This is a genomic window from Streptomyces sp. NPDC033177 (genome assembly GCF_055577715.1).
In genome coordinates, this window is sequence record NZ_JBVIPS010000002.1 from 185,359 (window position 1) to 209,307 (window position 23,949).

22 protein-coding genes are annotated in these 23,949 nt (G+C 69.6%); 9 read left to right on the top strand and 13 right to left on the bottom strand.

Going from position 1 to position 23,949, the window contains the following annotated elements:
- Positions 1 to 57: 57 nt before the first annotated feature.
- From ACZ5U5_RS06895 to ctaC, 4 genes are all read right to left on the bottom strand, one after another.
- A complete protein-coding gene (locus ACZ5U5_RS06895; RefSeq protein WP_469017385.1) occupies positions 58 to 1,305 on the bottom strand; it encodes a L,D-transpeptidase in 1,248 nt (415 codons plus the stop codon).
- 134 nt (positions 1,306 to 1,439) lie between these two features.
- Entirely contained in the window at positions 1,440 to 1,838 is a 399-nt protein-coding gene (locus ACZ5U5_RS06900) for a cytochrome c oxidase subunit 4 (RefSeq protein WP_469017388.1), read from the bottom strand.
- Positions 1,835 to 3,574: an aa3-type cytochrome oxidase subunit I gene (gene ctaD, locus ACZ5U5_RS06905; protein ID WP_469017391.1), complete on the bottom strand. Its 1,740-nt coding sequence runs from the start codon at positions 3,572 to 3,574 to the stop codon at positions 1,835 to 1,837. Before ctaD ends, ACZ5U5_RS06900 begins: the two co-directional genes overlap by 4 nt.
- Complete coding sequence (gene ctaC / locus ACZ5U5_RS06910; protein ID WP_363208296.1) at positions 3,571 to 4,533, bottom strand: aa3-type cytochrome oxidase subunit II; 963 nt, start codon at positions 4,531 to 4,533, stop codon at positions 3,571 to 3,573. The genes ctaD and ctaC overlap by 4 nt, the downstream gene beginning before the upstream one ends.
- A 341-nt stretch (positions 4,534 to 4,874) precedes the next feature.
- On the opposite strand from ctaC, the gene ACZ5U5_RS06915 reads away from it, so the two are divergent.
- Positions 4,875 to 6,257, top strand: a complete 1,383-nt coding sequence (locus ACZ5U5_RS06915; protein WP_469017394.1) for an aminotransferase class V-fold PLP-dependent enzyme — start codon at positions 4,875 to 4,877, stop codon at positions 6,255 to 6,257.
- Here ACZ5U5_RS06915 and ACZ5U5_RS06920 read toward each other — a convergent pair whose 3' ends face one another.
- The gene (locus ACZ5U5_RS06920; RefSeq protein ID WP_363208298.1) at positions 6,258 to 7,232 is read right to left on the bottom strand and encodes a carbohydrate kinase family protein; all 975 of its coding nucleotides are present in this window, start codon (positions 7,230 to 7,232) and stop codon (positions 6,258 to 6,260) included.
- Positions 7,233 to 7,367: 135 nt separating this feature from the next.
- On the opposite strand from ACZ5U5_RS06920, the gene ACZ5U5_RS06925 reads away from it, so the two are divergent.
- Positions 7,368 to 7,586, top strand: coding sequence for a hypothetical protein (locus ACZ5U5_RS06925; RefSeq protein WP_469017397.1), 219 nt, complete (start codon positions 7,368 to 7,370; stop codon positions 7,584 to 7,586).
- A gap of 166 nt (positions 7,587 to 7,752) precedes the next feature.
- Entirely contained in the window at positions 7,753 to 9,285 is a 1,533-nt protein-coding gene (locus tag ACZ5U5_RS06930; RefSeq protein WP_469017399.1) for a hypothetical protein, read from the top strand.
- A gap of 70 nt (positions 9,286 to 9,355) precedes the next feature.
- Here ACZ5U5_RS06930 and ACZ5U5_RS06935 read toward each other — a convergent pair whose 3' ends face one another.
- Positions 9,356 to 9,712, bottom strand: a complete 357-nt coding sequence (locus tag ACZ5U5_RS06935; RefSeq protein WP_363307246.1) for a HesB/IscA family protein — start codon at positions 9,710 to 9,712, stop codon at positions 9,356 to 9,358.
- A gap of 297 nt (positions 9,713 to 10,009) precedes the next feature.
- On the opposite strand from ACZ5U5_RS06935, the gene nadA reads away from it, so the two are divergent.
- Positions 10,010 to 11,215 carry a quinolinate synthase NadA gene (nadA, locus tag ACZ5U5_RS06940; RefSeq protein WP_469017404.1) on the top strand — a complete coding sequence of 402 codons (1,206 nt, stop codon included), beginning with the start codon at positions 10,010 to 10,012 and terminating at the stop codon, positions 11,213 to 11,215.
- Positions 11,216 to 11,265: 50 nt separating this feature from the next.
- On the opposite strand, the gene ACZ5U5_RS06945 is transcribed toward nadA, so the two are convergent.
- A complete protein-coding gene (locus ACZ5U5_RS06945; protein WP_469017407.1) occupies positions 11,266 to 11,778 on the bottom strand; it encodes a MarR family winged helix-turn-helix transcriptional regulator in 513 nt (170 codons plus the stop codon).
- A gap of 64 nt (positions 11,779 to 11,842) precedes the next feature.
- Between ACZ5U5_RS06945 and ACZ5U5_RS06950 the strand changes: the two genes are divergently transcribed.
- Entirely contained in the window at positions 11,843 to 13,063 is a 1,221-nt protein-coding gene (locus tag ACZ5U5_RS06950) for a multidrug effflux MFS transporter (protein ID WP_469017410.1), read from the top strand.
- A 12-nt stretch (positions 13,064 to 13,075) separates the two neighbouring features.
- Here the strand turns inward: ACZ5U5_RS06950 and ACZ5U5_RS06955 are convergent, their stop codons facing one another.
- The 5 genes from ACZ5U5_RS06955 to ACZ5U5_RS06975 form a co-directional block, all read right to left on the bottom strand.
- Positions 13,076 to 16,213, bottom strand: coding sequence for an efflux RND transporter permease subunit (locus tag ACZ5U5_RS06955; RefSeq protein WP_469017412.1), 3,138 nt, complete (start codon positions 16,211 to 16,213; stop codon positions 13,076 to 13,078).
- Positions 16,214 to 16,364: 151 nt separating this feature from the next.
- Complete coding sequence (locus tag ACZ5U5_RS06960) at positions 16,365 to 17,045, bottom strand: response regulator (RefSeq protein ID WP_469017414.1); 681 nt, start codon at positions 17,043 to 17,045, stop codon at positions 16,365 to 16,367.
- Positions 17,042 to 18,280 (bottom strand): sensor histidine kinase, encoded by a 1,239-nt coding sequence (locus ACZ5U5_RS06965; protein WP_469017417.1) that lies wholly within the window; start codon positions 18,278 to 18,280, stop codon positions 17,042 to 17,044. The genes ACZ5U5_RS06960 and ACZ5U5_RS06965 overlap by 4 nt, the downstream gene beginning before the upstream one ends.
- A 111-nt stretch (positions 18,281 to 18,391) precedes the next feature.
- Positions 18,392 to 18,670, bottom strand: a complete 279-nt coding sequence (gene pspAA / locus ACZ5U5_RS06970) for a PspA-associated protein PspAA (protein WP_469017419.1) — start codon at positions 18,668 to 18,670, stop codon at positions 18,392 to 18,394.
- Between the two features lie 28 nt (positions 18,671 to 18,698).
- On the bottom strand, positions 18,699 to 19,490 hold the full coding sequence (locus ACZ5U5_RS06975; protein ID WP_384279107.1) for a PspA/IM30 family protein: 792 nt from the start codon (positions 19,488 to 19,490) through the stop codon (positions 18,699 to 18,701).
- Positions 19,491 to 19,709: 219 nt separating this feature from the next.
- Between ACZ5U5_RS06975 and ACZ5U5_RS06980 the strand changes: the two genes are divergently transcribed.
- The 3 genes from ACZ5U5_RS06980 (at position 19,710) to ACZ5U5_RS06990 (ending at position 22,365) form a co-directional block, all read left to right on the top strand.
- On the top strand, positions 19,710 to 20,384 hold the full coding sequence (locus ACZ5U5_RS06980) for a DUF3043 domain-containing protein (RefSeq protein WP_469019308.1): 675 nt from the start codon (positions 19,710 to 19,712) through the stop codon (positions 20,382 to 20,384).
- A gap of 74 nt (positions 20,385 to 20,458) precedes the next feature.
- The gene (locus tag ACZ5U5_RS06985; RefSeq protein WP_469017421.1) at positions 20,459 to 21,169 is read left to right on the top strand and encodes a class I SAM-dependent methyltransferase; all 711 of its coding nucleotides are present in this window, start codon (positions 20,459 to 20,461) and stop codon (positions 21,167 to 21,169) included.
- 140 nt (positions 21,170 to 21,309) lie between these two features.
- A complete protein-coding gene (locus tag ACZ5U5_RS06990; protein ID WP_469017424.1) occupies positions 21,310 to 22,365 on the top strand; it encodes a S1C family serine protease in 1,056 nt (351 codons plus the stop codon).
- A 71-nt stretch (positions 22,366 to 22,436) separates the two neighbouring features.
- Here ACZ5U5_RS06990 and ACZ5U5_RS06995 read toward each other — a convergent pair whose 3' ends face one another.
- Positions 22,437 to 22,658, bottom strand: coding sequence for a hypothetical protein (locus tag ACZ5U5_RS06995; RefSeq protein WP_469017426.1), 222 nt, complete (start codon positions 22,656 to 22,658; stop codon positions 22,437 to 22,439).
- Between the two features lie 90 nt (positions 22,659 to 22,748).
- Between ACZ5U5_RS06995 and ACZ5U5_RS07000 the strand changes: the two genes are divergently transcribed.
- Positions 22,749 to 23,948 carry a bifunctional adenosylcobinamide kinase/adenosylcobinamide-phosphate guanylyltransferase gene (locus ACZ5U5_RS07000; RefSeq protein WP_469017428.1) on the top strand — a complete coding sequence of 400 codons (1,200 nt, stop codon included), beginning with the start codon at positions 22,749 to 22,751 and terminating at the stop codon, positions 23,946 to 23,948.
- Position 23,949 lies beyond the last annotated feature (1 nt).

Genomic DNA, 23,949 nt, shown 5'->3' on the forward strand with positions numbered 1-23,949 from the left:
CACGACAGAAGGCCCCGCGCCTCGGCACGGGGCCTTCTGTGCTGTTCTGCGGAGCCGCTAGACCTGCGGCCGCAGCCGGGCCGCGTCGAGCGCCGTGGGGCCTTCCTTGGCCCCGCCGAGCAGCGCGCTGCCGTCCCGCCAGTTCTTCCAGCCGACGTTCCAGTCGCCGAAGCCGTTGCCGAACGGGTCCATGTCCGCGCCCAGGCTGTTGACGACCCGCACGAGGTCGCCCTGCCGGACGGTCTCGTAGAACCAGGCGGCGTCGCCGGTGCTCATGCCCGTGCAGCCGTGGCTGGTGTTCGCGTTCCCCTGCGAGCCGACCGACCACGGGGCGGCGTGCACGTACTCACCGGAATTGGTGACCCGTGTCGCGTAGTAGACCATCTTGTCGTAGAAGTCCGATGCGCCGATGCTGGCACTGGTCATACGTACGGAGTACTCCTTGCCCAGCACCACCTTGACGCCGTTGCGCGTGGAGTAGCCGGGCTTGCCCGTCGTCACCGGCATGGAGTTGATCTCCTCGCCGTTGCGGTAGACCGTCATCCAGTGCGAACCGGCGTCCGTGACGGCCTCGATGCGGTCGCCGATGGTCATCCGCAGCGGCTTGGCCTCACCGCCCCAGAGCTTGTCGCGGACCTTGATGCCCGCGAGGTTGCTCCGGACGTTGATGGTGGCGCCCACGGGCCAGTACTCCTTGGGCCGGTAGTGCAGCGTCGTGCTGTCCACCCAGTGCCACACGCCCTTCGTGGCGGGCTGCGTCTCGACCTTCAGCGAGCGCTCCACGATGGCCCTTGCCTTCTTGTCCTTCACCTTGGCGCTGAGCTTGGCCGTGACCGGCTGCCCCACCCCGTACTTGCCCGATTCGGGGCCGAAGGTGACGTCGAGCCGCTTCTTCTTGGCCGCCCCGTTCGTGTCGAACGTCAGGACCTTGCGCCCCGGTGAGCCCTCCTCGTCCTCCGTGCTGACCCGCACCGTGTAGTGCGCGCCCGCCGCGAGAGGCTCCGTGCTGTGCCAACGGGCGCCGTCGGCGGCGAGTTCACCCGCCACGTACCGCCCCTGCGCGTCGGTGGCCGTCACATCGGTGATGCGCCCGTCCTCGCCCTGGGCGGTGACCTCCAAGGGCTTGTCCGGATCCGCCTTCTGGCTGCCCACCGGGCCGTTGAAGGCGATCTGGCCCGCCGCGTCGTACGGCTTCGCCGAGAGCGGATGGCCGTCGGAGCTGCCGCACGCCGTGGTTCCCACCCCGAGGGCGGCCACCAGCGTGGTGCAGCTCAGTACCGTGCGGATTCGCGGTGAGTGGCTCATGAACACACGGTATGAAGGTTCATCGGCTCCGGCGCGTCGGGTGACCCGTACGAGTGTCAAGCGTGACACGCCGAAGGGCCCGGACTCTCCTGACGGAGTGTCCGGGCCCTTCGGTGGAGCGGGAGGTCACAGACTCACTGGGTCTGGTTCTCGCCCCGGTAGTACTCGAAGACCCAGCCGAAGAGGCCGACCATCAGGATGGGGGCCGAGAAGTACAGCAGCCACCAGCCGAAGACGACGCCCATGAAGGCGAGCGCGCCACCGATGGCCAGCGAGAGCGGCTGCCAGCTGTGCGGGCTGAAGAAGCCCACCTCGCCGGCCTCGTCCGCTACGTCGGCCTCCTTGTTGTCCTGTGCGGCCGCGTCGACACGCCGGGCCGTGAAGGCCAGGTAGTAGCCGATCATGATGCACAGGCCGAACGCCAGGAACAGTGCGGTCGTACCCGCCGGCTCCTTGGACCACCAGCCGTAGACGATCGCCATGACGAGCACGAAGACGCTCAGCCAGATGAACATCTTGCCCTGGATCTTCACTTCGCGGCCTCCTTGTCGCCGCCGAACAGTGCGGTGTCCTTCTGCCCGGCGTTCTCGAGCTGGTCGAGAGCCGCGATCTCAGGGTGATGCAGGTCGAACGCCGGGGATTCGGAACGGATCCGCGGCAGGGTGAGGAAGTTGTGCCGCGGCGGCGGGCAGGACGTCGCCCACTCGAGCGAACGGCCGTAGCCCCACGGGTCGTCGACCTCGATCTTCTTGCCGTACTTGGCCGTCTTCCAGATGTTGTAGAAGAACGGCAGGATCGACAGGCCGAGCAGGAACGAGGAGATCGTCGAGATCGTGTTCAGGGCGGTGAAACCGTCGGCCGCGAGGTAGTCCGCGTAACGACGCGGCATGCCCTCGGCGCCCAGCCAGTGCTGCACCAGGAACGTGCCGTGGAAGCCGATGAACAGCGTCCAGAAGGTGATCTTGCCGAGCCGCTCGTCCAGCATCTTGCCGGTGAACTTCGGCCACCAGAAGTGGAAGCCGGAGAACATCGCGAAGACCACGGTGCCGAAGACGACGTAGTGGAAGTGCGCGACGACGAAGTACGAGTCGGAGACGTGGAAGTCCATCGGCGGCGAGGCCAGGATGACGCCGGTCAGACCACCGAAGGTGAAGGTGATCAGGAAGCCGACGGCCCAGAGCATCGGTGTCTCGAAACTCAGTGAGCCCTTCCACATCGTTCCGATCCAGTTGAAGAACTTCACGCCCGTTGGCACGGCGATCAAGAACGTCATGAAGGAGAAGAACGGTAGGAGCACGCCTCCGGTGACGTACATGTGGTGCGCCCACACGGTCACGGAGAGACCCGCGATGGCGATCGTCGCGCCGATCAGGCCCATGTAGCCGAACATCGGCTTACGGGAGAAGACCGGGATGACCTCGGAAATGATTCCGAAGAATGGCAACGCGATGATGTACACCTCTGGATGGCCGAAGAACCAGAAGAGGTGTTGCCACAGCAGCGCGCCGCCGTTGGACGCGTCGAAGATATGGGCGCCGAATTTACGGTCCGCCTCCAGGGCGAACAGCGCGGCGGCCAGAACGGGGAAGGCCAGCAGGACCAGAACCGCGGTCAGCAGGACGTTCCACACGAAGATCGGCATCCGGAACATCGTCATGCCGGGTGCGCGCATGCAGATGATCGTGGTGATGAAGTTGACCGAACCGAGGATCGTGCCGAAGCCGGAGAAGGCCAGACCCATGATCCACATGTCGGCGCCGATGCCCGGCGACCGGACGGCGTCCGACAGCGGGGAGTAGGCGAACCAGCCGAAGTCGGCCGCACCCTGCGGGGTGAGGAAGCCGGCCACCGCGATGAGCGAGCCGAAGAGGTACAGCCAGTACGCGAACATGTTCAGCCGTGGGAACGCCACGTCGGGCGCGCCGATCTGCAGCGGCATGATCCAGTTCGCGAATCCGGCGAACAGCGGCGTCGCGAACATCAGCAGCATGATCGTGCCGTGCATCGTGAACGCCTGGTTGAACTGCTCGTTCGACATGATCTGCGAGCCGGGACGAGCGAGTTCGGCGCGCATGAAGAGCGCCATGACGCCGCCGATGCAGAAGAACGCGAACGACGTGACCAGGTAGAGCGTGCCGATCGTCTTGTGGTCGGTGGTCGTCAGCCACTTGATGACCACAGCGCCCGGCTGTGCGCGCCGTACCGGCAGCTCGTTCTCGAATGAGTCTTCTGCTGCCGCGGCACCCTGAGGTTCGTTGAGGATGCTCACAGGTTGTTCGTCTCCCGGTTCTTCTCGTGCTTCGTCTGCTCGATGCCGGCCGGGATGTAACCGGTCTGGTTCTTCTTCGCCAGGTCCTCGAGGTGCTTCTGGTAGCGCTCGGGGGAAACGACCTTGACGTTGAAGAGCATCCGGGAGTGGTCGACACCGCAGAGCTCGGCGCACTTGCCCATGAAGGTGCCCTCCTTGTTCGGAGTCACCTCGAAGGCGTTCGTGTGGCCCGGGATGACGTCCTGCTTCATGAGGAACGGCACCACCCAGAAGGAGTGGATGACGTCACGCGAAGTCAGCACGAACCGGACCTTCTCGCCCTTGGGGAGCCAGAGGGTCGGGCCGGGGTTGCCGTTCTGCGGGTTCCGCTGGCCGGGCGTACCGACGTCGTAGACGCCACCGGCGTTGGACGGGAACGCCTTCCGGAACTTGTCCGGGATGGCCTCAAGCTCCTTGGCGGACTTGGCGTCTCCCTTGTCGGAACCCGGCACGTCCTCGATGTAGTTGAAGCCCCAGCTCCACTGGTAGCCGACCACATTGACCGTGTGAGCGGGCTTGTCCTCGAGAGCGAGGAGCTTCGTCTCATCACGTGCCGTGAAGTAGAAGAGCACCGAGACGATGATGAGGGGCACCACCGTGTAGAGCGCTTCGATGGGCATGTTGTAACGCGTCTGCGGAGGTACCTCGACCTTGGTGCGGCTGCGCCGGTGGAAGATGACACTCCACAGGATCAGACCCCAGACCAGCACGCCCGTGGCGAGCGCTGCCGCCCACGAGCCCTGCCAGAGGGAGAGGATCCGGGGAGCCTCCTCCGTTACGGGGGTGGGCATACCAAGGCGGGGAAAATCCTTGTATGTGCAACCGGTCGCGGTTGCCAAGATCAGGCCCGCAGTCAGCACCTGCGGCAGCTTCCGCCGCATCGGGCGCCGCGACGAGCGGTCGGAGCCGTTGGGACTCACGTAGCGCCTTCCCGAGAGTCTCGGCCCGCGCGGTCGGGTGCGGCCTTCTCGGTCGTCGGTCGCCGCCCTGCGGCGGGCAGGGGTTTGGATGTTTATGCGGGCCAAACCTTACTGGACGCTATTTGGGGTCGCGCGGGGAGGGTGCCTAACGCGCCGCGGGTCACCCGGGAGGGTGGGACCCCCTGCCGTCCACCCCTTTCTGACGGGGGGTCGGGGCGCCCACCGGGTAGGTGGAATCCGTCGGTCCGCGGCTGCGGGGTGCGTCGTGGTTGATCGCGCCCACGCGGCGGAGCCGCATATGTCACAGCCCCGCGCCCCTTCGGGGCGCTTAGCGTTGCCCTGTGTCCTACTTCGATGCCGCTTCCTCCGCTCCCCTGCACCCCGTGGCCCGGCAGGCTCTGCAAGCTTCGCTGGACGAGGGGTGGGCCGATCCCGCGCGGCTCTATCGCGAGGGGCGGCGGGCCAGGCTGTTGCTCGATGCCGCGCGGGAGGCCGCCGCCGATGCGGTGGGCTGCCGTCCGGACGAGCTCTCCTTCGCCTCTTCCGGTACGCGGGCCGTGCACTCCGGGATCGCCGGGGCCCTCGCCGGACGTCGGCGTGTCGGGCGGCATCTGGTGGTGTCGGCGGTCGAACACTCTTCGGTGCTCCATGCGGCGGCGGCGCTCGAAGCCGACGGCGGGACGGTGACGGAGATCCCCGTCGACCGGTCGGGGTCGGTGTCCACGGCCGCGTACACCGCCGGTCTGCGCCCCGACACGGCGCTCGCCTGCCTTCAGTCCGCCAACCACGAGGTGGGCACCGAGCAGCCGGTGGCCGATGTCGCTTCGGCGTGTCGGGCCGCCGGGGTGCCGCTCCTGGTGGACGCCGCGCAGTCGCTGCCGTGGGGCCCGGTGGGCGGGGAGTGGTCGCTGCTCGCCGCCAGTGCCCACAAGTGGGGCGGGCCCGCGGGTGTGGGGCTCCTCGTGGTGCGCAAGGGGGTGCGGTTCGCCCCGCAAGGCCCGGCCGACGAGCGCGAGTCGGGGCGCGCCCCGGGCTTCGAGAACATCCCGGCGGTGGTCGCCGCCGCGGCCTCGCTGCGTGCCGTGCAGGCCGAGGCCGCCGAGGAGGGCGCCCGGCTGCGGGAGTTGACCGAGCGGATCAGGGCGCGGGTGCCGGGTCTGGTGCCGGACGTGGAGGTGGTGGGCGATCCGGAGCGGCGGCTTCCCCACCTGGTGACCTTCTCGTGTCTCTATGTCGACGGGGAGACAGTGCTGCACGAGCTGGACCGGGCGGGCTTCTCGGTCTCCTCCGGCTCGTCCTGCACCAGCTCGACGCTGACCCCGAGCCATGTCCTGAAGGCGATGGGCGTACTGAGCGAGGGCAACGTCCGGGTGTCACTCCCACGAGGGACCCAGGAAGCTGACGTCGAGCGTTTTCTGGGGGTTTTGCCGGGCGTGGTGGCCGGCGTCCGGGAGCAACTGGGCGCACCGGTGGTCCCGGCCGCCCCGCGTGCGGAGTCCGGCTCGCTCGTCGTCGACGCGCTCGGCAAGCGCTGCCCGCTCCCCGTCATCGAGCTCGCGAAGGTCATCGGGGACGTGCCGGTGGGCGGCACGGTCACGGTCCTCGCCGACGACGAGGCGGCCCGGCTCGACATCCCGGCGTGGTGCGAGATGCGGGGGCAGGAGTACGTGGGCGAGGAGCCGGCGGACCACGGAGCTGCCTATGTGGTCCGCCGGAGCTCCTGACTAGACCAGGTGGGTCTGGACCTCGGACGCCGCCTCATGGCCGTACGCCTTGGTGAAGCGGTCCATGAAGTTGCTGCGCTGCAGCTCGTACTCCTGGGTGCCGACGGTCTCGATGACCAGGGTGGCGAGCATGCAGCCGACCTGCGCCGCGCGCTCGTGGGAGACGCCCCAGGCGAGACCCGAGAGGAAGCCGGCGCGGAAAGCGTCGCCGACGCCGGTCGGCTCGACCTTCGCCTCCTCCTCCGGGACGCCGACCTCGATCGGGTCCTGGCCCGTCGCCTCGATGCGCACGCCGCGCGAGCCGAGGGTCGTCACGCGGTGGCCGACCTTGGAGAGGATCTCGGCGTCGGTCCAGCCGGTCTTGGACTCGATGAGTCCCTTCTCGTACTCGTTCGAGAAGAGGTACGTGGCGCCGTCGAGGAGGGTCCGGATCTCCTCGCCCTCCATGCGCGCGATCTGCTGGGAGAAGTCGGCCGCGAAGGGGATCTTCCGCGTCCGGCACTCCTCGGTGTGGCGCATCATCGCCTCGGGGTCGTCCGCACCGATGAGGACCAGGTCGAGGCCGCCCACGCGGTCGGCCACGGTCTTCAGTTCGATGAGGCGGGCCTCGCTCATCGCGCCCGTGTAGAACGAGCCGATCTGGTTGTGGTCGGCGTCCGTGGTGCACACGAAGCGGGCCGTGTGCAGCGTCTCGGAGATGCGGACCGATGCCGTGTCGACGCCGTGCCGGTCGAGCCAGGCGCGGTACTCGCCGAAGTCCGAGCCCGCGGCACCGGCCAGGATCGGGCTCGTGCCGAGCTGGCCCATGCCGAAGCAGATGTTGGCGGCCACTCCTCCCCTGCGTACGTCTAGGGCGTCGACCAGGAAAGAGAGAGAAACCGTGTGCAACTGATCCGCGACCAGTTGGTCGGCGAAGCGGCCGGGGAAGGTCATCAGGTGGTCGGTGGCGATGGAGCCGGTGACTGCGATACGCACGACGGCATGCTCCTGTGGAGGAGAGGAGAGGGGTTGACACCTCACGCTACCGGGTGGGGCCACCGTCACTGAAGAGGCCAAACTACCCGTTAGTAGGTCTTTTTTCGCGAGGTGTGCGATGCGTACGGTGCGGTTATGGCCGTTATCTCGAAGCATGTCGTGAACGCCCGTCCCGTAGAGCTGCCCGCCGAGTCCCTGGAGACGTTGCGCGGCGACTGCGCCCGCATGGCCCCGCACTGGGTGACCCCCGCGGCCGCCGCGACCGCCCCGGTCTCACCCACGCTGATCCATGGCGTCAGCGTGCCGTCCGCCTCCGCGCGGCTGCTCGACGGCATGTCCGAGTACGGCGACTGAGACGACAGCCGGTCCTCGACCGGCTCGGGGGCATCGGCGCGCGCCGAGGGAACCGCGCGCTCCCCCGCTGCGTCCCACCGCTGTCCCCCGTAAAGGGGACGCGGAATACGAACGAGGCCCCCGCGCGGGCCTCCTGGGACAGCAGTGCAGTCGAAGGAGCGATGCGGTGAGCACCGAGCGACCCGACCATGACGTGGCCGAGCAGCACCGGCGGCGTTCCCGCCTTGCCGTCGCGTCGGTGGCGGCCACGGTGCTGCTCGTCGGTGGCGGCGGCGCGTACTTCGCCGCCACCGCCTCAGGCGGCAGCGACGGCAACGGCAGTTCTCCCGCCGCCGACGGCGGCACGCCCCCACCCCTTGCCCTCGACGGCCACACGGACGGCGACCGGCAGGAAGGCGGCACCGACGGCTCGGGCGACACGAACGGCATCGCCCCCGGAGAGCCCGACCCGAGCGGCGCCACCTACCGCGCCGAGGGCAAGCTGCCCGGCGGCCCCGACGAGGCGGCCGTGTTCCACCCGCGGGGCACCGTCAGCCAGGACCAGGTCACCGAGCTGGCCAAGGCCCTCGGCGTCACGGGCAAGCCCACGTCGCAGGACGGCGCCTGGAAGATCGGCCCCACGAAGGACGGTTCCGGCCCCTCGCTCCAGGTGAGCAAGCAGGCGCCCGGCACCTGGACCTTCACGAAGTACGCCACCGGTGGCAGCGACAACTGCCAGAAGGGCAAGCCCTGTTCGGAGGGTTCGGGGACGTCCACCGCGCCGAACGGCGAGGGTGACGCGGTCGGCGAGAGCGCGGCGAAGAAGGCCGCGGCACCGGTCCTGAAGGCCGTGGGCCAGGACGACGCGAAGGTGGACGCGGGCCAACTCATGGGCGGCGTACGGGTGGTGAACGCCGACCCGAAGGTGGGCGGCCTGCCGACGTACGGCTGGTCGACCGGCATCCAGGTCGGATCGGACGGCCAAGTGGTCGGCGGCAGCGGCCAGTTGAAGGCGCCGGAGAAGGGCGCCACCTACCCGGTGATCAGCGCCCAGGAGACCCTGGACCAGCTCAACGCGTCGGGCGACAGTGGCGGCCGGGTCGGCATCGGCGGCTGCGCGTCGGCGGTTCCGAACCCCGCGGGCGACACCGCGGACAGCTCGGAGGGTGACGGCCCCGCGGTCGAGAAGGGGACGAAGGCGCCGTGCGAGGAGCCTTCCTCCGCGCCTCCGAAGCCGCAGCCGGTCACGGTGAAGGGCGCCACCTTCGGGCTCGCGGTGCAGTTCGTGGACGGGCGCCAGGCGCTCGTACCCTCCTGGCTGTTCGACGTGAAGCCGCAGGGTGCGCAGGACACGTTCACGGTGACGCACACGGCCGTGGAGCCGAAGTTCCTCACCTCGCCGAGCACGCCGTCCGCCGCCCCGACGCCCACCGAGAAGCCGGGCACGGGCAAGCAGGACTCGGGTACGCGCGTCGAGTCCTACCGCGCGGACGGCAAGTCCCTGACCCTGTCCTTCTGGGGCGGCGTCTGCAGCGACTACTCGGCTTCGGCCGACGAGAGCAAGGGCAGCGTGCGCGTGGAGGTGACCGAGACCCACAAGAAGGGCCAGGTCTGCGTCTCGATGGCCAAGAAGTTCACCAAGACCGTGACCCTCGACCAGCCGCTCGGCGACCGCAAGGTCGTGGACGAGACGGGCGGCGGGACGGTGCCGCGGAAGTAGTCCCGTACGGCGTCACATCACGCACGAAGGCGGCCCCCGAAGTTCTCGGGGGCCGCCTTCGTATGAGCCTTTAGCTGAACGAGTCGCCGCAGGCGCAGGAGCCCGTGGCGTTCGGGTTGTCGATCGTGAAGCCCTGCTTCTCGATGGTGTCGACGAAGTCGATGGAGGCGCCGCCCAGGTAAGGAGCGCTCATCCGGTCGGTGACGACCTTCACGCCGTCGAAGTCCTTGAGCACGTCGCCGTCGAGCGAGCGCTCGTCGAAGAACAGCTGGTAGCGAAGGCCGGAGCAGCCGCCGGGCTGAACGGCGACGCGCAGCGCCAGGTCGTCCCGGCCCTCCTGCTCAAGAAGGCCCTTGACCTTGGCCGCGGCGGCGTCGGACAGGAGGATGCCGTCGCTCACGGTGGTGGTCTCGTCCGATACGGACATCTGCTTCTCTCCCGGGTTGTACGGAGACTGCTTGCCGACGGTTGCAACCGTCGGGGCCGCGGATTCATTCCGGGCCGAGTGCTGTGTCTCTCGGCTGTCTGTCCCTTCATGCTCGCACATGCCGCCCGGCGGGGCATCGACCCGTCGGAGGCGAACGCGTCACATCGACACAATGGCCATCGTCAAACTGACGTGAAGCGGTTATGATAGATAACGTCAATTAGACGAAAAGGCTCCCCGGTGCAAGCACCGGCTCCACCGGAGCGGCTGCCGCCGCGCTCATCACATTCAGAAAGGGTGCGTGTCGTGACCACCGCCCAGTCCCCCGTGGACCTCGTGGAACTCGATGTTCAGCCCACACCGCTCGCTCTGCTGCTGCTCGGCCGCGAGGCTGACCCCAAGAGCGAGCGTGGCGTGGACTGCCCCGGCGATCTGCCGTCGCCCTCCGACCCCGACCTGGTGGAACGCGCCCGTGCCGCCAAGGAGAAGCTCGGCGACAAGGTCTTCGTGCTCGGCCACCACTACCAGCGCGACGAGGTCATCCAGTTCGCGGATGTCACCGGCGACTCCTTCAAGCTGGCCAAGGACGCGGCCGCCAGGCCGGAGGCGGAGTACATCGTCTTCTGCGGCGTGCACTTCATGGCCGAGTCCGCGGACATCCTGACCACCGACGACCAGAAGGTTGTCCTGCCCGATCTGGCCGCCGGCTGCTCGATGGCCGACATGGCCACCGCCGAGCAGGTCGCGGAGTGCTGGGACGTGCTGGCCGAGGCCGGGATATCCGAGCAGGTCGTGCCCGTCTCGTACATGAACTCCTCTGCCGACATCAAGGCCTTCACCGGTAAGCACGGCGGGACGATCTGCACCTCGTCCAACGCCAAGCGGGCCCTGGAGTGGGCCTTCGAGCAGGGCGAGAAGATCCTCTTCCTGCCGGACCAGCACCTCGGCCGGAACACCGCGGTCCGCGACATGGGCCTCTCGCTCGACGACTGCGTCCTCTACAACCCGCACAAGCCGAACGGCGGCCTGACCGTCCAGCAGCTGCGGGACGCGAAGATGATCCTGTGGCGCGGGCACTGCTCGGTGCACGGGCGCTTCTCGCTGGAGTCCGTGGAGGACGTGCGCGCGCGGATTCCCGGCGTGAACGTCCTGGTGCACCCCGAGTGCAAGCACGAGGTCGTGGCCGCGGCGGACTACGTGGGCTCCACGGAGCACATCATCCAGACCCTGGAGGCGGCCCCCGCCGGTTCCAAGTGGGCGATCGGGACCGAGCTGAACCTCGTACGCCGCCTGGCGAACCGTTTCGCCGCCGAGGACAAGGAGATCGTCTTCCTCGACAAGACGGTCTGCTTCTGCTCGACCATGAACCGGATCGACCTGCCGCACCTGGTCTGGGCCCTGGAGTCCCTGGCCGAGGGCAAGCTGGTCAACCAGATCGAGGTCGACCGCGAGACCGAGCAGTTCGCGAAGCTGGCCTTGGAGCGGATGCTGGCGCTGCCGTAGGGCTGCCGCTTGTCCGTCGCGTAAGGGGTGCCCGCCATTGCGGGTGCCCCTTAGCGCGTTCTACGCTCTTCCAGCCGCGATCTACGCTCCTTGAGCGCGCCGCCCAGCGCCTCCAGGGCCGGTACGGACGCGATCAGCGCCACCAGTTGCTCCTCGGAGAGCGTGGCGAGCGCGTCGGCGAAGATCTCCGCCCAGGCGTTCTCGATCAGGGCCATGCCCTGCTCCGCCTTGAGGGTCGGCTTCAGGCGCACCACCCGGCCGTCGTTCGGGTCCTTCTCGCGCTCCAGGTGTCCGGCGTTGACCAGGCCGCGGACCGTGGCGCTCACATTGCTGGCGTGCAGGCCGAGTTCACGGGCCAGGACGCTCACTGTCACGCCGGGTTCCGCGTGGACGTAGCGCATCAGCTCCAGCTCCGACGGCGGAAGCCGCCACAGCCCCGCCTCCTCCATGCCCTGGAAGCGCAGCACGCGCGAGAGCGCGTACAACGCGGGGGTCAGCTCCCTGGCGTGCCGCAGGAGCCTGCGGTCGGCCTCGTCGTTCTCCACGTCCCTCTGCTCTGTCACGCCCCCATGCTAGCGTCACCTATAGATATATAACTATCCCTAACTCGCCGGGGGGTTCTCCGCCATGCCCTTGCTCACCGCCGCGCTCGCGTTGCTCTCGTTCATCGGTCCGCTCTCGACCGACATGTACCTCCCCGCCTTCCCGCGGATGGCCGACGAACTGCACACCGACGCCTCCGGCGTGCAGCTCACGCTGACCGCGTTCCTCGTCGGGATGACGCTCGGGCATCTCGTCTTCGGGCCGCTCTCCGACCGGTACGGCAGACGCGCGCCGCTGCTCGCGGGCGCGGCCGTGTGCACCGCGGGGACCGCGCTGTGTGCCATGGCGCCGTCACTGGGGTGGCTGGTCGCGCTGCGGTTCGTGACCGGGTTCAGCGGGGCCGCGGGGGTCGTGATCAGCCGGGCCGTGGTCGCCGACCGGGTCCAAGGCGCCGCGGCCGCACGGCTGTTCGGGGTGCTCATGACGCTGGCCGGGATCGCGCCGATCATCGCCCCGCTGGCCGGCGGCGCGGTGATCGGGGCCGCAGGGTGGCGTGGCGTCTTCTGGGTGCTCGCCGGGGTGTCCCTACTCGTGACCCTGGCAGTGGTGGTCGGCGTACCGGAGAGCCTGCCGAGGGAGCGGCGGCACGAGGGCGGGGTACGGCAGGTGGTGGCCTCGGCCCGCGAGGTCGTGGGCGACCGGGCGTACGTGGGCTACACGCTCGCCTTCACCTTCGGGTTCGGGATGCTGTTCTGCTACATCGCCGGGTCACCGTTCCTGCTGCAGAACGTGCTGGGCATGGGGGTGGGGGCGTCGTCCCTCGCGTTCTCGGGCGGGGCCGTGGTCGCGACGCTCTCCAGTGCGGTGGGCTCCCGCCTCGTGGCGCGGGTCGCTCCCGAAGCGCTGCTGCGGGCCGGGCTCCTCGCGATGCTCACGGGTACGACGCTGCTGCTTGCCCTCACGCTGGCGGGGCTGTTGGGGGTGGTGGTGTGCCTGGTACTGATGGCTCTGGTGTGCGGTGGGCTCGGGCTCGTCGTGGCCAACGCTGCGGCGCTCGCGCTGGCACGGGTACCGTTCGCCTCCGGCGTGGGGTCCGCCTTGCTGGGTACTGCCCAGAGCGCACTGGGCGCGGTGGTCGCGCCGCTGGTGGGGCTCGGCGGTGAGCACACCGCGGTGCCCCTGTTCGTGGGGATGACGCTGTGCAGCGGGGCTGCCGTGCTGGCACTTGCGGTGGGCGTACGCGGACGGGGCGCCCCTCTGGATGAGGGGCGCCCCGTCGCTGATCGTGCCGGGCGTCCTGGTTGACGGGAGCCGCTCCTAGACCTGGGCGGGCTCCGTGTCCTCGGATGCCTGGGCGGGGACGCCCGCCTTCTTCGCCCGCTTCGCCTCGCGCTTCGTGCGCCTCTTCTCCTTGCGGAGCTCCACCATCGCGTACAGCGTCGGGACGAGGAGGAGGGTGAGGAGCGTCGACGTGATCAGGCCGCCGATGACCACCACCGCGAGCGGCTGGGCGATGAAGCCGCCCTCGCCCGTGATGCCGAGGGCCATCGGGAGCAGGGCGAAGATGGTCGCGAGGGCCGTCATCAGGATCGGGCGGAGGCGGTGCCTGCCACCCTCGATGACCGCCTCGACCACGCCGTGACCCTGCCCGCGGTACTGGTTGATCAGGTCGATCAGGACGATCGCGTTCGTCACCACGATGCCGATCAGCATCAGCATGCCGATCATCGCCGGGACGCCCATCGGGGTGTCGGTGGCGATCAGCAGGCCGATCGCGCCCGTGGCCGCGAACGGGATCGAGACCAGCAGGATCAGCGGCTGCACGAGCGAGCGGAACGTCGCCACGAGCAGCATGAAGACGATCGCGATCGCCGCGAGCATCGCGAGGCCGAGCGAGGCGAACGCCTCGTCCTGGTCCTCGGAGACGCCGCCGATGGACGCCGTGGCGCCGTCCGGCAGCTTCAGCGCGTCGAGCTTCTTGGTGAGGTCGGCGCTGACGGCGCCGGTGTTCTCGCCGGTCGGCTTCGCGGTGATCGTCGCGGCGCGGGCGCCGTCGATGCGGGTCATCGAGACCGGGCCGTCGACCAGCTTGACGTCCGCGATCTCACCGAGCTTCACGGAGCCGAGGTTCAGCTTCCGCAGTTCCGCGAGAGTCTTCGCCGGCTGCTTCGACTTCACCACGACGTCGCGCTCGGTGTCGTCCAGGATCGCCTTGCCGCTCTCGGTGCCGCGGACCGCCTGGGCGACGGCCTGGCCGAGGGTGGTGTCGTTGAACCCGGCCGCGGCGGCCTTGGAGTTCGCCTTGACCGAGATCCGCGGGATGCTCTGCGACAGGTCGCTCTGCACGTCCGTGACGTCGTCGAGCTTCGCGACCTCGTCCCGCACCTCGTCGGACGCCTCGCGCAGCACATCGCCGTCGGCGGCCTTGACGACCACGCTCAGGTCCTGGCTGCCGAAGCCGTCACCGGCCGCGATGGACGTCTGGCCGATGCCGGAGAGCTTGCCGAGCTCCTCCTCGACCTTGTCCTGCGTCTTGTCGTACGAGGACTTGTCCTTGAGCGTCAGGGTGTACGAGGCCTGGTTGGTGTCCGTGGAGCCGCCGAAGGCCGCCATGAAACCGGAGGAGCCGACCGTGACCTGGTAGTCCTTGATCTCGTCGAGACCGTCCAGCATCTTCTCGACCTTCTTGGCCGAGGCGTCGGACGCCGCCAGGCTGGTGCCCGGCTTCAGCTCCTGCTTGATGGTCAGGACTTCCTGCTCGCCCTGGTCGAAGAAGTTGGTCTTCAGGAGCGGTGCCATGCCGAACGTGCCCACGAGGACCACGACCGCGATGACGAGGCTGGTGAAACGGCGCCGCGTCGCGAAGCGGAGCACGGGGACGTAGAAGCGCTGGAGCCTGCTCTTCGCCTCCTTCTCCTCGGCCTTGCGGCGGGCTTCCTCCGGGTCGGCGCCGCGGACGTCCTTGGGGGGACGCAGGAACCAGTACGAGAGGACCGGCACAACCGTGAGCGAGACGAGCAGGGAGGCCAGGAGCGCCGCCGTGACCGTCAGCGAGAAGGAGCCGAAGAGCTCGCCCACCATGCCGCCGACCAGGCCGATCGGCAGGAACACCGCGACGGTCGTCAGCGTCGAGGACGTCACGGCGCCCGCGACCTCCTTGACGGCCGTGATGATCGCGGCCTCGCGCTCCTCGCCGTAGCCGAGGTGACGCTTGATGTTCTCCAGGACCACGATCGAGTCGTCGACGACGCGGCCGATGGCGATGGTCAGCGCGCCGAGCGTGAGCATGTTGAGGGAGAGGTCCCGCGTCCACAGCACGATCAGGGCGAGGACGACCGAGAGCGGGATGGAGACCGCGGTGACCAGCGTCGAGCGGATCGACGCCAGGAAGACCAGGATGACCAGGACCGCGAAGACCAGGCCGAGGGCGCCCTCGGTGGTGAGGCCGTCGATGGACTTGGAGACCGCGGGGCCCTGGTCGCTCGCGACCGTCAGGTCGGAGCCCGCGCCGAGGTCCTTGCGCAGGTCGGGCAGCTTGTCCTTGACCGCGTCGGAGATGGCGACGGCGCTGCCGTCCTGGTCCATCGTGATCGCGAGGGCGAGGCTGGGCTTGCCGTTGGTCCGCGTGATGGAGGTGGCCTCGGAGGGCGCCTGCTTCACCGTGGCGACATCACTGAGGCGCACCGGCTTGGCAGGGCGCTCCCCCGGCTTGGCCTCGGCGGCGACCATCAGGTCCTGGATCTGCTTCAGGGAGGTGTAGCCGCCGCCGACCTGGACGGTGCGGTTCTTGCCGCCCTCGTCGAAGGAGCCCGCGGGCAGCGTGGCGCCGCCGGCCTGGAGCGCCTGGCCGAGCGCGGCCGGGGTCAGGCCCGCCTTGGCCAGCTTCCTGTCGTCCGGGGTGACGTCGACCTGGAGGTCGCGCACGCCGTCGACGGTGACCTGGGCGACGCCGTCGATGTCCTTGAGGGAGGGCACGACGGTGCGGTCGAGCTGGTCGGAGAGCGCCTGCTGGTCCTTGTCGGAGGTGACGGAGAGGACCACGGTCGGGATGTCGTCCGTGGAGCCCGCGATGACCTGCGGGTCCACGTCGTCGGGGAGCTGGGCCCCGGCGCGGTTCACGGCCTGCTGGACATCGGCGACGAGCTGCTTGGAGCCGCTGCCGTAGTCGAACTGGGCCATGATCACGGCGTTGCCCTCGCTCGCCGTGGAGGTGATGCCGGTGATGCCGTCAACCGCGTCGATCGAGGACTCAAGGGGTTCGACGACCTGCTTTTCCACCACATCGGGGGACGCGCCCTGATACGGGGCCAGGACGGACACCATCGGCAGTTCGATGGAGGGCAGCAGCTGCTGCTTGAGCTGAGGGATCGCGATCGCGCCGAAGACGAGGGCGATGATCGATATCAGCCCGACAAGGGCCCGTTGGGCGAGGCTGAACCGGGACAGCCAGGACATGGTGGTCTCTCTCTGTGGCGTACTGCGCAGGAACGGGCACCGGCCAGCCGGTGCCCCCTACACGATCTGCCATGTCCAGAGCAGGAATCGTCCCTCCGAGGACCCGTTCTAACGCGGCGCATACTGCGAGTGCAGTACGTCGCACCCGCAATCACTCCACCCTTGGGCGTACCAGGCCCGATTCGTAGGCAATCACGACGAGTTGTGCCCGGTCACGGGCGCCCAGCTTCGCCATCGCACGGTTCACGTGCGTCTTCACGGTGAGCGGGCTGACCTCCAGGCGCTCGGCGATCTCGTCGTTCGAGTGGCCGCCCGCGACCTGGACGAGCACCTCGCGCTCACGCCCGGTGAGCGCGTCGAGCCGCTCGCCGCGCGCCCCGTTCTCCTCGTCCGAACTGTCGCCCTGCGCGAGGAACTTGGCGATCAGGCCCTTCGTCGCCACCGGGGAGAGCAGGGCGTCGCCCGCGGCCGCGATCCGGATCGCGCCGAGCAGTTCGTCCGGCTCCGCGCCCTTGCCGAGGAAGCCGGAGGCACCGGCGCGCAGCGACTGCACCACGTACTCGTCGACCTCGAAGGTGGTCAGCATGACCACGCGTACGTGGGCGAGCTCGGGGTCGGCGCTGATCAGCCGGGTGGCGGCGAGGCCGTCCGTGCCGGGCATGCGGATGTCCATCAGGACGACGTCCGCGGCCTCGGATCTGGCGAGCTCGACGGCCTCCGCGCCGTCCGACGCCTCGGCGACGACCTCCATGTCGGGCTCGGAGTCGACGAGCACCTTGAACGCGCTGCGCAGCAAGGCCTGGTCGTCGGCGAGCAGCACCCGGATCGTCACGCGGTCCCTCCCTCTGCCGGGGTGACCGGCGTTGCCGTGACCGGCAGGATCGCATGGACGCGGAAGCCGCCGCCGTAGCGGGGTCCGGCGGTGCAGCGGCCGTTCAGGGCGCTGACGCGCTCGCGCATGCCGAGCAGGCCGTGCCCGCCGCCATCACCCTCGCCGGCCGGTTCCTTCTTCTCGCCCCCGCCGTCGTCCAGGATCGTGACCTCGGCGTTCGGCCCCACGCGGATGACGCTGACCTCGGCCTTGGCGCCCACGCCCGCGTGCTTCTGCACGTTCGTGAGGGCTTCCTGGATGATGCGGTACGCGGCCAGGTCGACCCCGGCGGGCAGGTCGGCCACCGTGTCGTCGCAGGTCACCTCCACGGGGAGGCCCGCGTGGCGGAAGGTCTCGACGAGGTCGTCGAGGCGGGCCAGGCCCGGGGCCGGCTCGGTGGGGGCCTCGGGGTCGCCGGTCTGCCGCAACAGGCCGACGGTGGCGCGCAGTTCGTTGAGCGCGGAGCGGCTGGCGTCGCGTACGTGGGAGAGGGCTTCCTTGGCCTGGTCGGGCCGCTTGTCCATGACGTGGGCGGCGACTCCCGCCTGGACGTTGACGAGGGCGATGTGGTGGGCGACCACGTCGTGCAGGTCGCGGGCGATGCGCAGCCGTTCCTCGGCGACGCGGCGCCGGGCCTCCTCCTCGCGGGTGCGTTCCGCGCGTTCGGCGCGCTCGCGTATGGCGTCCACGAAGGCGCGGCGGCTGCGGACGGCGTCCCCGGCGGCCGCGGCCATACCGGTCCAGGCGAAGATGCCGAGGTTCTCCTGCGCGTACCAGGGCAGGGGGCCCGCCAGCATCGCCACCGCGGTGAGCCCGGTCATGGTGATCAGGCCGACGCGCCAGGTGGTGGGGCGGTTGGTGGTGGCCGCGACGGTGTAGAGGGCGATGACCGCGCTCATGACGACGCTTCCGCGGTATTCGCCGGTGATCAGGTCGGCGACGGTGCAGGTGCAGGTCGCCGCGAGCACGATCCAGGGGGCCCGGCGGCGGAAGATCAGCGCGGAGGCGCCGAGCAGCATCAGGACGAGGCTGAGGGTGCCCGGGGTGCGGGTGCCCCAGGAAGGGCCGCCGTCATGGCCGTACGGCTCGACGAAGGAACCGATGACCATGCACACGAGGACGGCTGCCGCGAGGGTTCCGTCCACGGCCAGGGGGTGCGCCTTGGCCCAGCAGCGGCCTCGCACGAGAGTGGTCACGCCTTGCCCTGCCCTTTGTCATGGCCGAGCTCCGACTCCCTGGGCGTCCTGGCCCGCCACTTCGCGCCGGACCTTCCCCGCCCACCCACCTGATTGCCCCGCATCCAGTGTCTAACCAGGGATCAAGCCGTCGTCGCTCAGCATTTCCCGGACCTCGTCCAGCGTCGCGTCCGGTCCGGGGAGGATCAGCTCCGAGGGTTCGAGCGCGTCGTCCGGGAGGGGTTCGCCCAGCTCCCGGACCTTGTCCAGCAACGCGTTCAACGTCCGGCGGAAGCCGGACTCGTCGCCGCTCTCCATTTCGGCGAGCAACTCGTCGTCCAGCTTGTTCAGTTCGGTGAAGTGGCTGTCGGCCAGCTTCACCTGCCCCTCCCCCATGATCCGTACGATCATGTCGCCCTCCTCGGACGTGAGCGGTGAACTACTGCTTGTCGAAGCGCGGGGTGTCCTGCGGCTCCTTGGCCTGGGGCTGCCCCTGACCCGGCTCGATGGCCTGCTTCGACGTCGAGCCCCCGGCCAGTTCCGCCTTCATGCGCTGCAGTTCCAGCTCTACATCAGTACCACCGGAGAGGCGATCCAGCTCGGACTGGATGTCGTCCTTGGCGAGCCCGGAGGAGTCGTCGAGAGCACCGGAAGCGAGCAGTTCGTCGATCGCGCCCGCCCGCGCCTGGAGCTGAGCGGTCTTGTCCTCGGCGCGCTGGATCGCCATGCCGACGTCGCCCATCTCCTCGGAGATGCCGGAGAAGGCCTCGCCGATCCGGGTCTGCGCCTGGGCGGCGGTGTACGTGGCCTTGATCGTCTCCTTCTTCGTGCGGAAGGCGTCGACCTTGGCCTGGAGGCGCTGCGCCGCAAGGGTGAGCTTCTCCTCCTCGCCCTGGAGCGTCTGGTGCTGCGTCTCCAGGTCGGTCACCTGCTGCTGCAGGGCCGCACGGCGCGAGAGCGCCTCGCGGGCCAGGTCCTCACGGCCGAGGGCGAGGGCCTTGCGGCCCTGGTCCTCAAGGGTGGAGGACTGCTTCTGGAGCTGGCTCAGCTGCAGCTCCAGGCGCTTGCGTGACGTCGCCACGTCGGCGACACCACGGCGCACCTTCTGCAGCAGCTCGAGCTGCTTCTGATACGAGTAATCGAGGGTTTCGCGCGGGTCCTCGGCCCGGTCAAGGGCCTTGTTCGCCTTCGCGCGGAAGATCATCCCCATACGCTTCATGACACCGCTCATGGGCTTCGCGCGCCCCCTTCTGACGGACTTCCAGCTCCAGGTACTGCTCAGAACCCACAGTACGGGCCCTGCATCCATTACCGCACTGTTCGCGTGCCGATGCGCTCATCCCCAAGGACGACTGTGTCCGGCCGGGCTCAGGCGTAGGGAGTAGGTGCACCCCCGGGAACCGCCCGAAAACCGCTTGTAAACCACACGGAACGTCCCCTTAGCCACACAATCAAGACGCCCGGTGTTGCCGGATCGTTCCCCGTGGGACTGGGGTCCACACGTCCGCACCCCGTACCCTTGGGTTTTGTGTTCCGTAGCCGATCCAAGGACGAGAAGGCCCCGGTAGCCAAGGCCCCGGTGACCGACTCCCAGCAGCCCCGTGACCCCGAGGCCCCCAAGGGCCGCCCCACGCCCAAGCGCAGTGAGGCCCAGACCCAGCGCCGCAGCGTGGCCAACACGCCTGTGACGCGCAAGGAGGCGGCCAAGCGGCAGCGCAGTGAACGCCGCGTCCAGATGGACAAGCAGCGGCAGGCGCTCGCCAGCGGTGACGAGCGTTATCTGCCCGCCCGCGACAAGGGGCCCGTGCGCAAGTTCGCGCGTGACTTCGTCGACTCGCGCTTCTGCATCGCGGAGTTCTTCCTCCCGCTCGCGGTGATCATCCTCGTGCTGAGCATGGTCCGCGTCCCGCAGCTGCAGAACATCGCGCTGCTTCTCTGGCTCTTCGTGATCGTCCTGATCATCGTGGACTCGGTGACGACGGCGGTGCGCCTGAAGAAGCGCCTGAACGAGCGCTTCCCGAGCGAGAGCAAGAAGGGCGCGGTCGCCTACGCCCTGATGCGTACGCTCCAGATGCGCCGTCTGCGACTGCCGAAGCCGCAGGTCAAGCGCGGAGAGCGGCCCTGAGCGGATTCGCCGGCGGGGCCGCCGCGTGGCTTCAGAAGCTCGGCGGCCTGCGTAACGCCGTACGCCAGGAACTGGTGACCCGGCAGCTCGACGAGCAGATAGCCAAGCGCTTCCCCGTGGGGCAGCGGCTGCGGGTGCTCGATGTGGGCATGGGCCAGGGCACACAGGCCTTGCGGCTCGCCCGCGCCGGGCACAAGGTGACCGGCGTCGAGCAGGATCCGGCGATGGTGGCCGCGGCGCGTGCCGCGCTCGCCGCCGAGCCCGAGGGGATCCAGGGCCGGGTGCGGATCGTCGAGGGCGACGGGCGCGAGACCGGGGTGCATTTCCTGCCGGGCAGCTTCGACGTCGTGCTGTGCCACGGCGTCCTGATGTACGTCGAGGAGCCCGACGCGCTCCTTGCGGGGCTCGCCCGGATGCTGGCCCACGGCGGGCTGCTCTCCCTCCTCGTACGGAACGCGGACGCGCTGGCCATGCGGCCGGGGCTCGCCGGGGACTGGGCGGGGGCGATGGGCGCCTTCGACTCCACCGTGTACCGCAATCGGCTCGGCCTGGAGGCGCGGGCCGACCGGCTCGACGCCGTCTCGGCTTCGCTCGCGGGGATCGCGGCGCCGCTGCATGCCTGGTACGGGGTGCGGGTCTTCACCGACGGCGCGGCGGATGATGCGGTTCCGCCGTCGGAGGATGCGGAGTTGGCGGCGCTGCTTGCCGCCGAGGAGCGGGCGGGGCGGACCGACCCGTATCGCCGGGTCGCGGCTCTGTTGCATGTCTGCGGCGTGCGGGACTGACTGAGTCCGCCGCTTCGCGGCGGATGTTTCCCGCCCACCCACCCGAGCACCCCGCGGCGGTAGGGATGAGGGAGGGCCGAAGGCCCTGATCGGCCCTCTAATTCAGGGCGACATACTGGGGCAAACGGAACACTCGGGGCATGACTGTCTCGCGTATCCGTACCGTCACCGCCGCCGTTGTCGTCGCCTCCGGGCTTCTCGTGAGCGGCTGCTCCGGAACCGGTTCCGGGGACTCCGGTGAGTCCACCACTCAGGCCGCGCCCATGGCGGAGAGCGATCTGCAGGACGCCTATCAGCAGGTGATCAAGGACGTCCTGCCGTCGGTCGTCCAGATCGACGCCTCCGACAGCCTCGGCTCCGGCGTCGTCCACGACGACGAGGGCCATGTCGTCACCAACGCCCATGTCGTGGGCAAGGAGGAGACCTTCAAGGTCACGACGGCCACCGGGGAGCAGGCCCTCACCGCGAAGCTCGTCGCCACCTATCCCGAGCAGGACCTCGCCGTGATCAAGATCGACAACCCGCCGAGCAAGCTCAAGCCCGCGAAGTTCGCGGACTCGACGAAGGCCGAGGTCGGGCAGATCGTGCTCGCCATGGGCTCGCCGCTCGGCCTGTCGTCCAGCGTCACGCAGGGCATCATCTCCGCCACCGGACGGACCGTGAGCGAGCCCCGTACGGAGGGCGCGGCCGCCGGGGCCACCATCGCGAACATGGTGCAGACGTCCGCCGCGATCAACCCGGGCAACAGCGGCGGTGCCCTGGTCACCCTCGACAGCGAGGTCATCGGCATCCCGACGCTCGCCGCGTCCGATCCGCAGATGGGTGACAGCGCGGCGCCCGGCATCGGGTTCGCGATCCCGTCCTCGATGGTGAAGTCCATCGCCGACCAGATCATCAAGGACGGCAAGGTCACCGACTCGGGCCGGGCCGCGCTCGGCATCACCGGGCGCACGGTCCTCGGCGACGACTACAAGCCCGCGGGCGTCGCCGTCGTCGACGCGCAGAAGAACGGTGGGGCGGCCAAGGCCGGCCTTCGGAACGGCGACATCATCACCAAGCTCGGCAACTCCGCGATCACCACCATCACCTCGCTCTCCGAGGCACTCGCCGGTGAGAAGCCGGGCGAAAAGGCGCAGGTGACGTACGTACGGGACGGCTCCGAGAAGACCGCCGACGTCACGCTGGGCGAGATGTAGGGGCCCGCGACGCGGGAACGCGTGAGGGGGCGCCCGCTCGAAGCGGGCGCCCCCTCACGTTCAGGCGTCAGTCATCCCTGCGCCGCGTCCTCCGCGTGCAGGCTCATCGGCCCATAGATCTTGTTCGCGTCCTCGAAGAGCGACACCTGGTCGGCGCCGCCTTCCACGAGTTCCTTCCAGAACTCGCCGAGCCACGACTCCGCGTCCCCCTGAGTCGTGAACTCCTCGGGCGTCAGAGCGGGCTGGACCTCCGTCCCGTCCGCCTTCTCGAACCGCCACGTCCATGCCGCCATGCCAGCCTCCCGATGGTCCGACAGCTGTATGAAGCCCTTCGCAGCCTAGCCGGGCGAGCGGCGCTCGCGGTGACGCGGGAGGATCTTCCTGTGGAACTGACTCTGCTCGGCACCGGTGCCCCCGAAGGCCTGCCCCGCCCCGGCTGCCCCTGCGCGGCCTGCGCGACCGCGCTCGGCAGCGCGGCGCGCGCCGCCACCGCGCTCCTGGTGGACGGCGTCCTGCTGCTCGACCTCACTCCTGGCGCCGCCTTCGCGGCCGCCCGCTCCGGGCACTCGCTCAGCGGTGTACGCCAGGTGCTCCTCTCCCATCCGCACGACGGCCCCTCGGTGGAGGTGCCCGCGGGCCTGCCGCAGCCGGGCCGGGTGCCCGACGGGCGGGAGCTCGCGCTGCTCACCGGGCACCGGGTGCGCGCGGTGGCGATGGACCACCCCGGCACGGGGTACGAAGTCGTGGGTCCCGACGGGGAGCGGCTGCTGTATCTGCCGCCGGGCGGTGCGCCGGCCGGGCTGCCGGAGGAGCAACCCGCGTACGAGATGGTCCTCGCCGATGTGGTGGGGCGCCCCGACGGTCTCGCGCGGCTGCGGGCCGCCGGGGCGATCGGGCCGACCACGGATGTCGTCGCCGTCCATCTGGGCCACGAGGCGCCGCCGGGCGCGGAACTGACCCGCAGGCTGGCCGCCGCCGGTGCGCGGGCGGTGCCGGACGGGGCGACGCTGGTGGTCGGCGCCTATGAGGACGTACCGGACGTGCCGCGCCGGACGCTGGTCCTCGGCGGTGCGCGGTCCGGGAAGTCGGTGGAGGCCGAGCGGCGCCTCGAGGCCTTCCCCGAGGTGCTGTACGTGGCCACGGGCGGCACCAGGAACGGCGACTCCGAGTGGGCGCACCGGGTGAGCGCCCACCGGGAACGGCGGCCCGGGTCGTGGAGCACGGCCGAGACCTGCGACCTCGTGCCGTTGCTCGCGGAGAGCGGCCCTCCCCTGCTCATCGACTGCCTGTCGCTGTGGCTGACGTACGCCATGGACGAGGTGAACGCGTGGGACGACGACGAATGGGCGGGCGGTGGCGAGCGGGCGCTGCGCAAGCGGGTCGCCGAGCTCACGGACGCGGTGCGGGCGACCCGGCGCACGGTCGTCGCCGTGTCGAACGAGGTCGGCTCCGGCATCGTCCCCGCGACCGCGTCGGGCCGCCGCTACCGCGATGAACTGGGCCGTCTGAACGCGGCGTTCGCCTCGGAGTGCGAGCACGTCCTGATGGTCGTGGCGGGCCAGGCGCTCACCCTGCGCGGCTGAA

Coding starts and splice junctions, on each gene's coding strand:
- ACZ5U5_RS06895 (WP_469017385.1), bottom strand. CDS start 1,305: ATGAGCCACTCACCGCGAATCCGCACGGTACTGAGCTGCACCACGCTG.
- ACZ5U5_RS06925 (WP_469017397.1), top strand. CDS start 7,368: ATGGCCGTTATCTCGAAGCATGTCGTGAACGCCCGTCCCGTAGAGCTG.
- ACZ5U5_RS06935 (WP_363307246.1), bottom strand. CDS start 9,712: ATGTCCGTATCGGACGAGACCACCACCGTGAGCGACGGCATCCTCCTG.
- ACZ5U5_RS06950 (WP_469017410.1), top strand. CDS start 11,843: ATGCCCTTGCTCACCGCCGCGCTCGCGTTGCTCTCGTTCATCGGTCCG.
- ACZ5U5_RS06955 (WP_469017412.1), bottom strand. CDS start 16,213: ATGTCCTGGCTGTCCCGGTTCAGCCTCGCCCAACGGGCCCTTGTCGGG.
- pspAA (WP_469017419.1), bottom strand. CDS start 18,670: ATGATCGTACGGATCATGGGGGAGGGGCAGGTGAAGCTGGCCGACAGC.
- ACZ5U5_RS06975 (WP_384279107.1), bottom strand. CDS start 19,490: ATGAGCGGTGTCATGAAGCGTATGGGGATGATCTTCCGCGCGAAGGCG.
- ACZ5U5_RS06990 (WP_469017424.1), top strand. CDS start 21,310: ATGACTGTCTCGCGTATCCGTACCGTCACCGCCGCCGTTGTCGTCGCC.
- ACZ5U5_RS06995 (WP_469017426.1), bottom strand. CDS start 22,658: ATGGCGGCATGGACGTGGCGGTTCGAGAAGGCGGACGGGACGGAGGTC.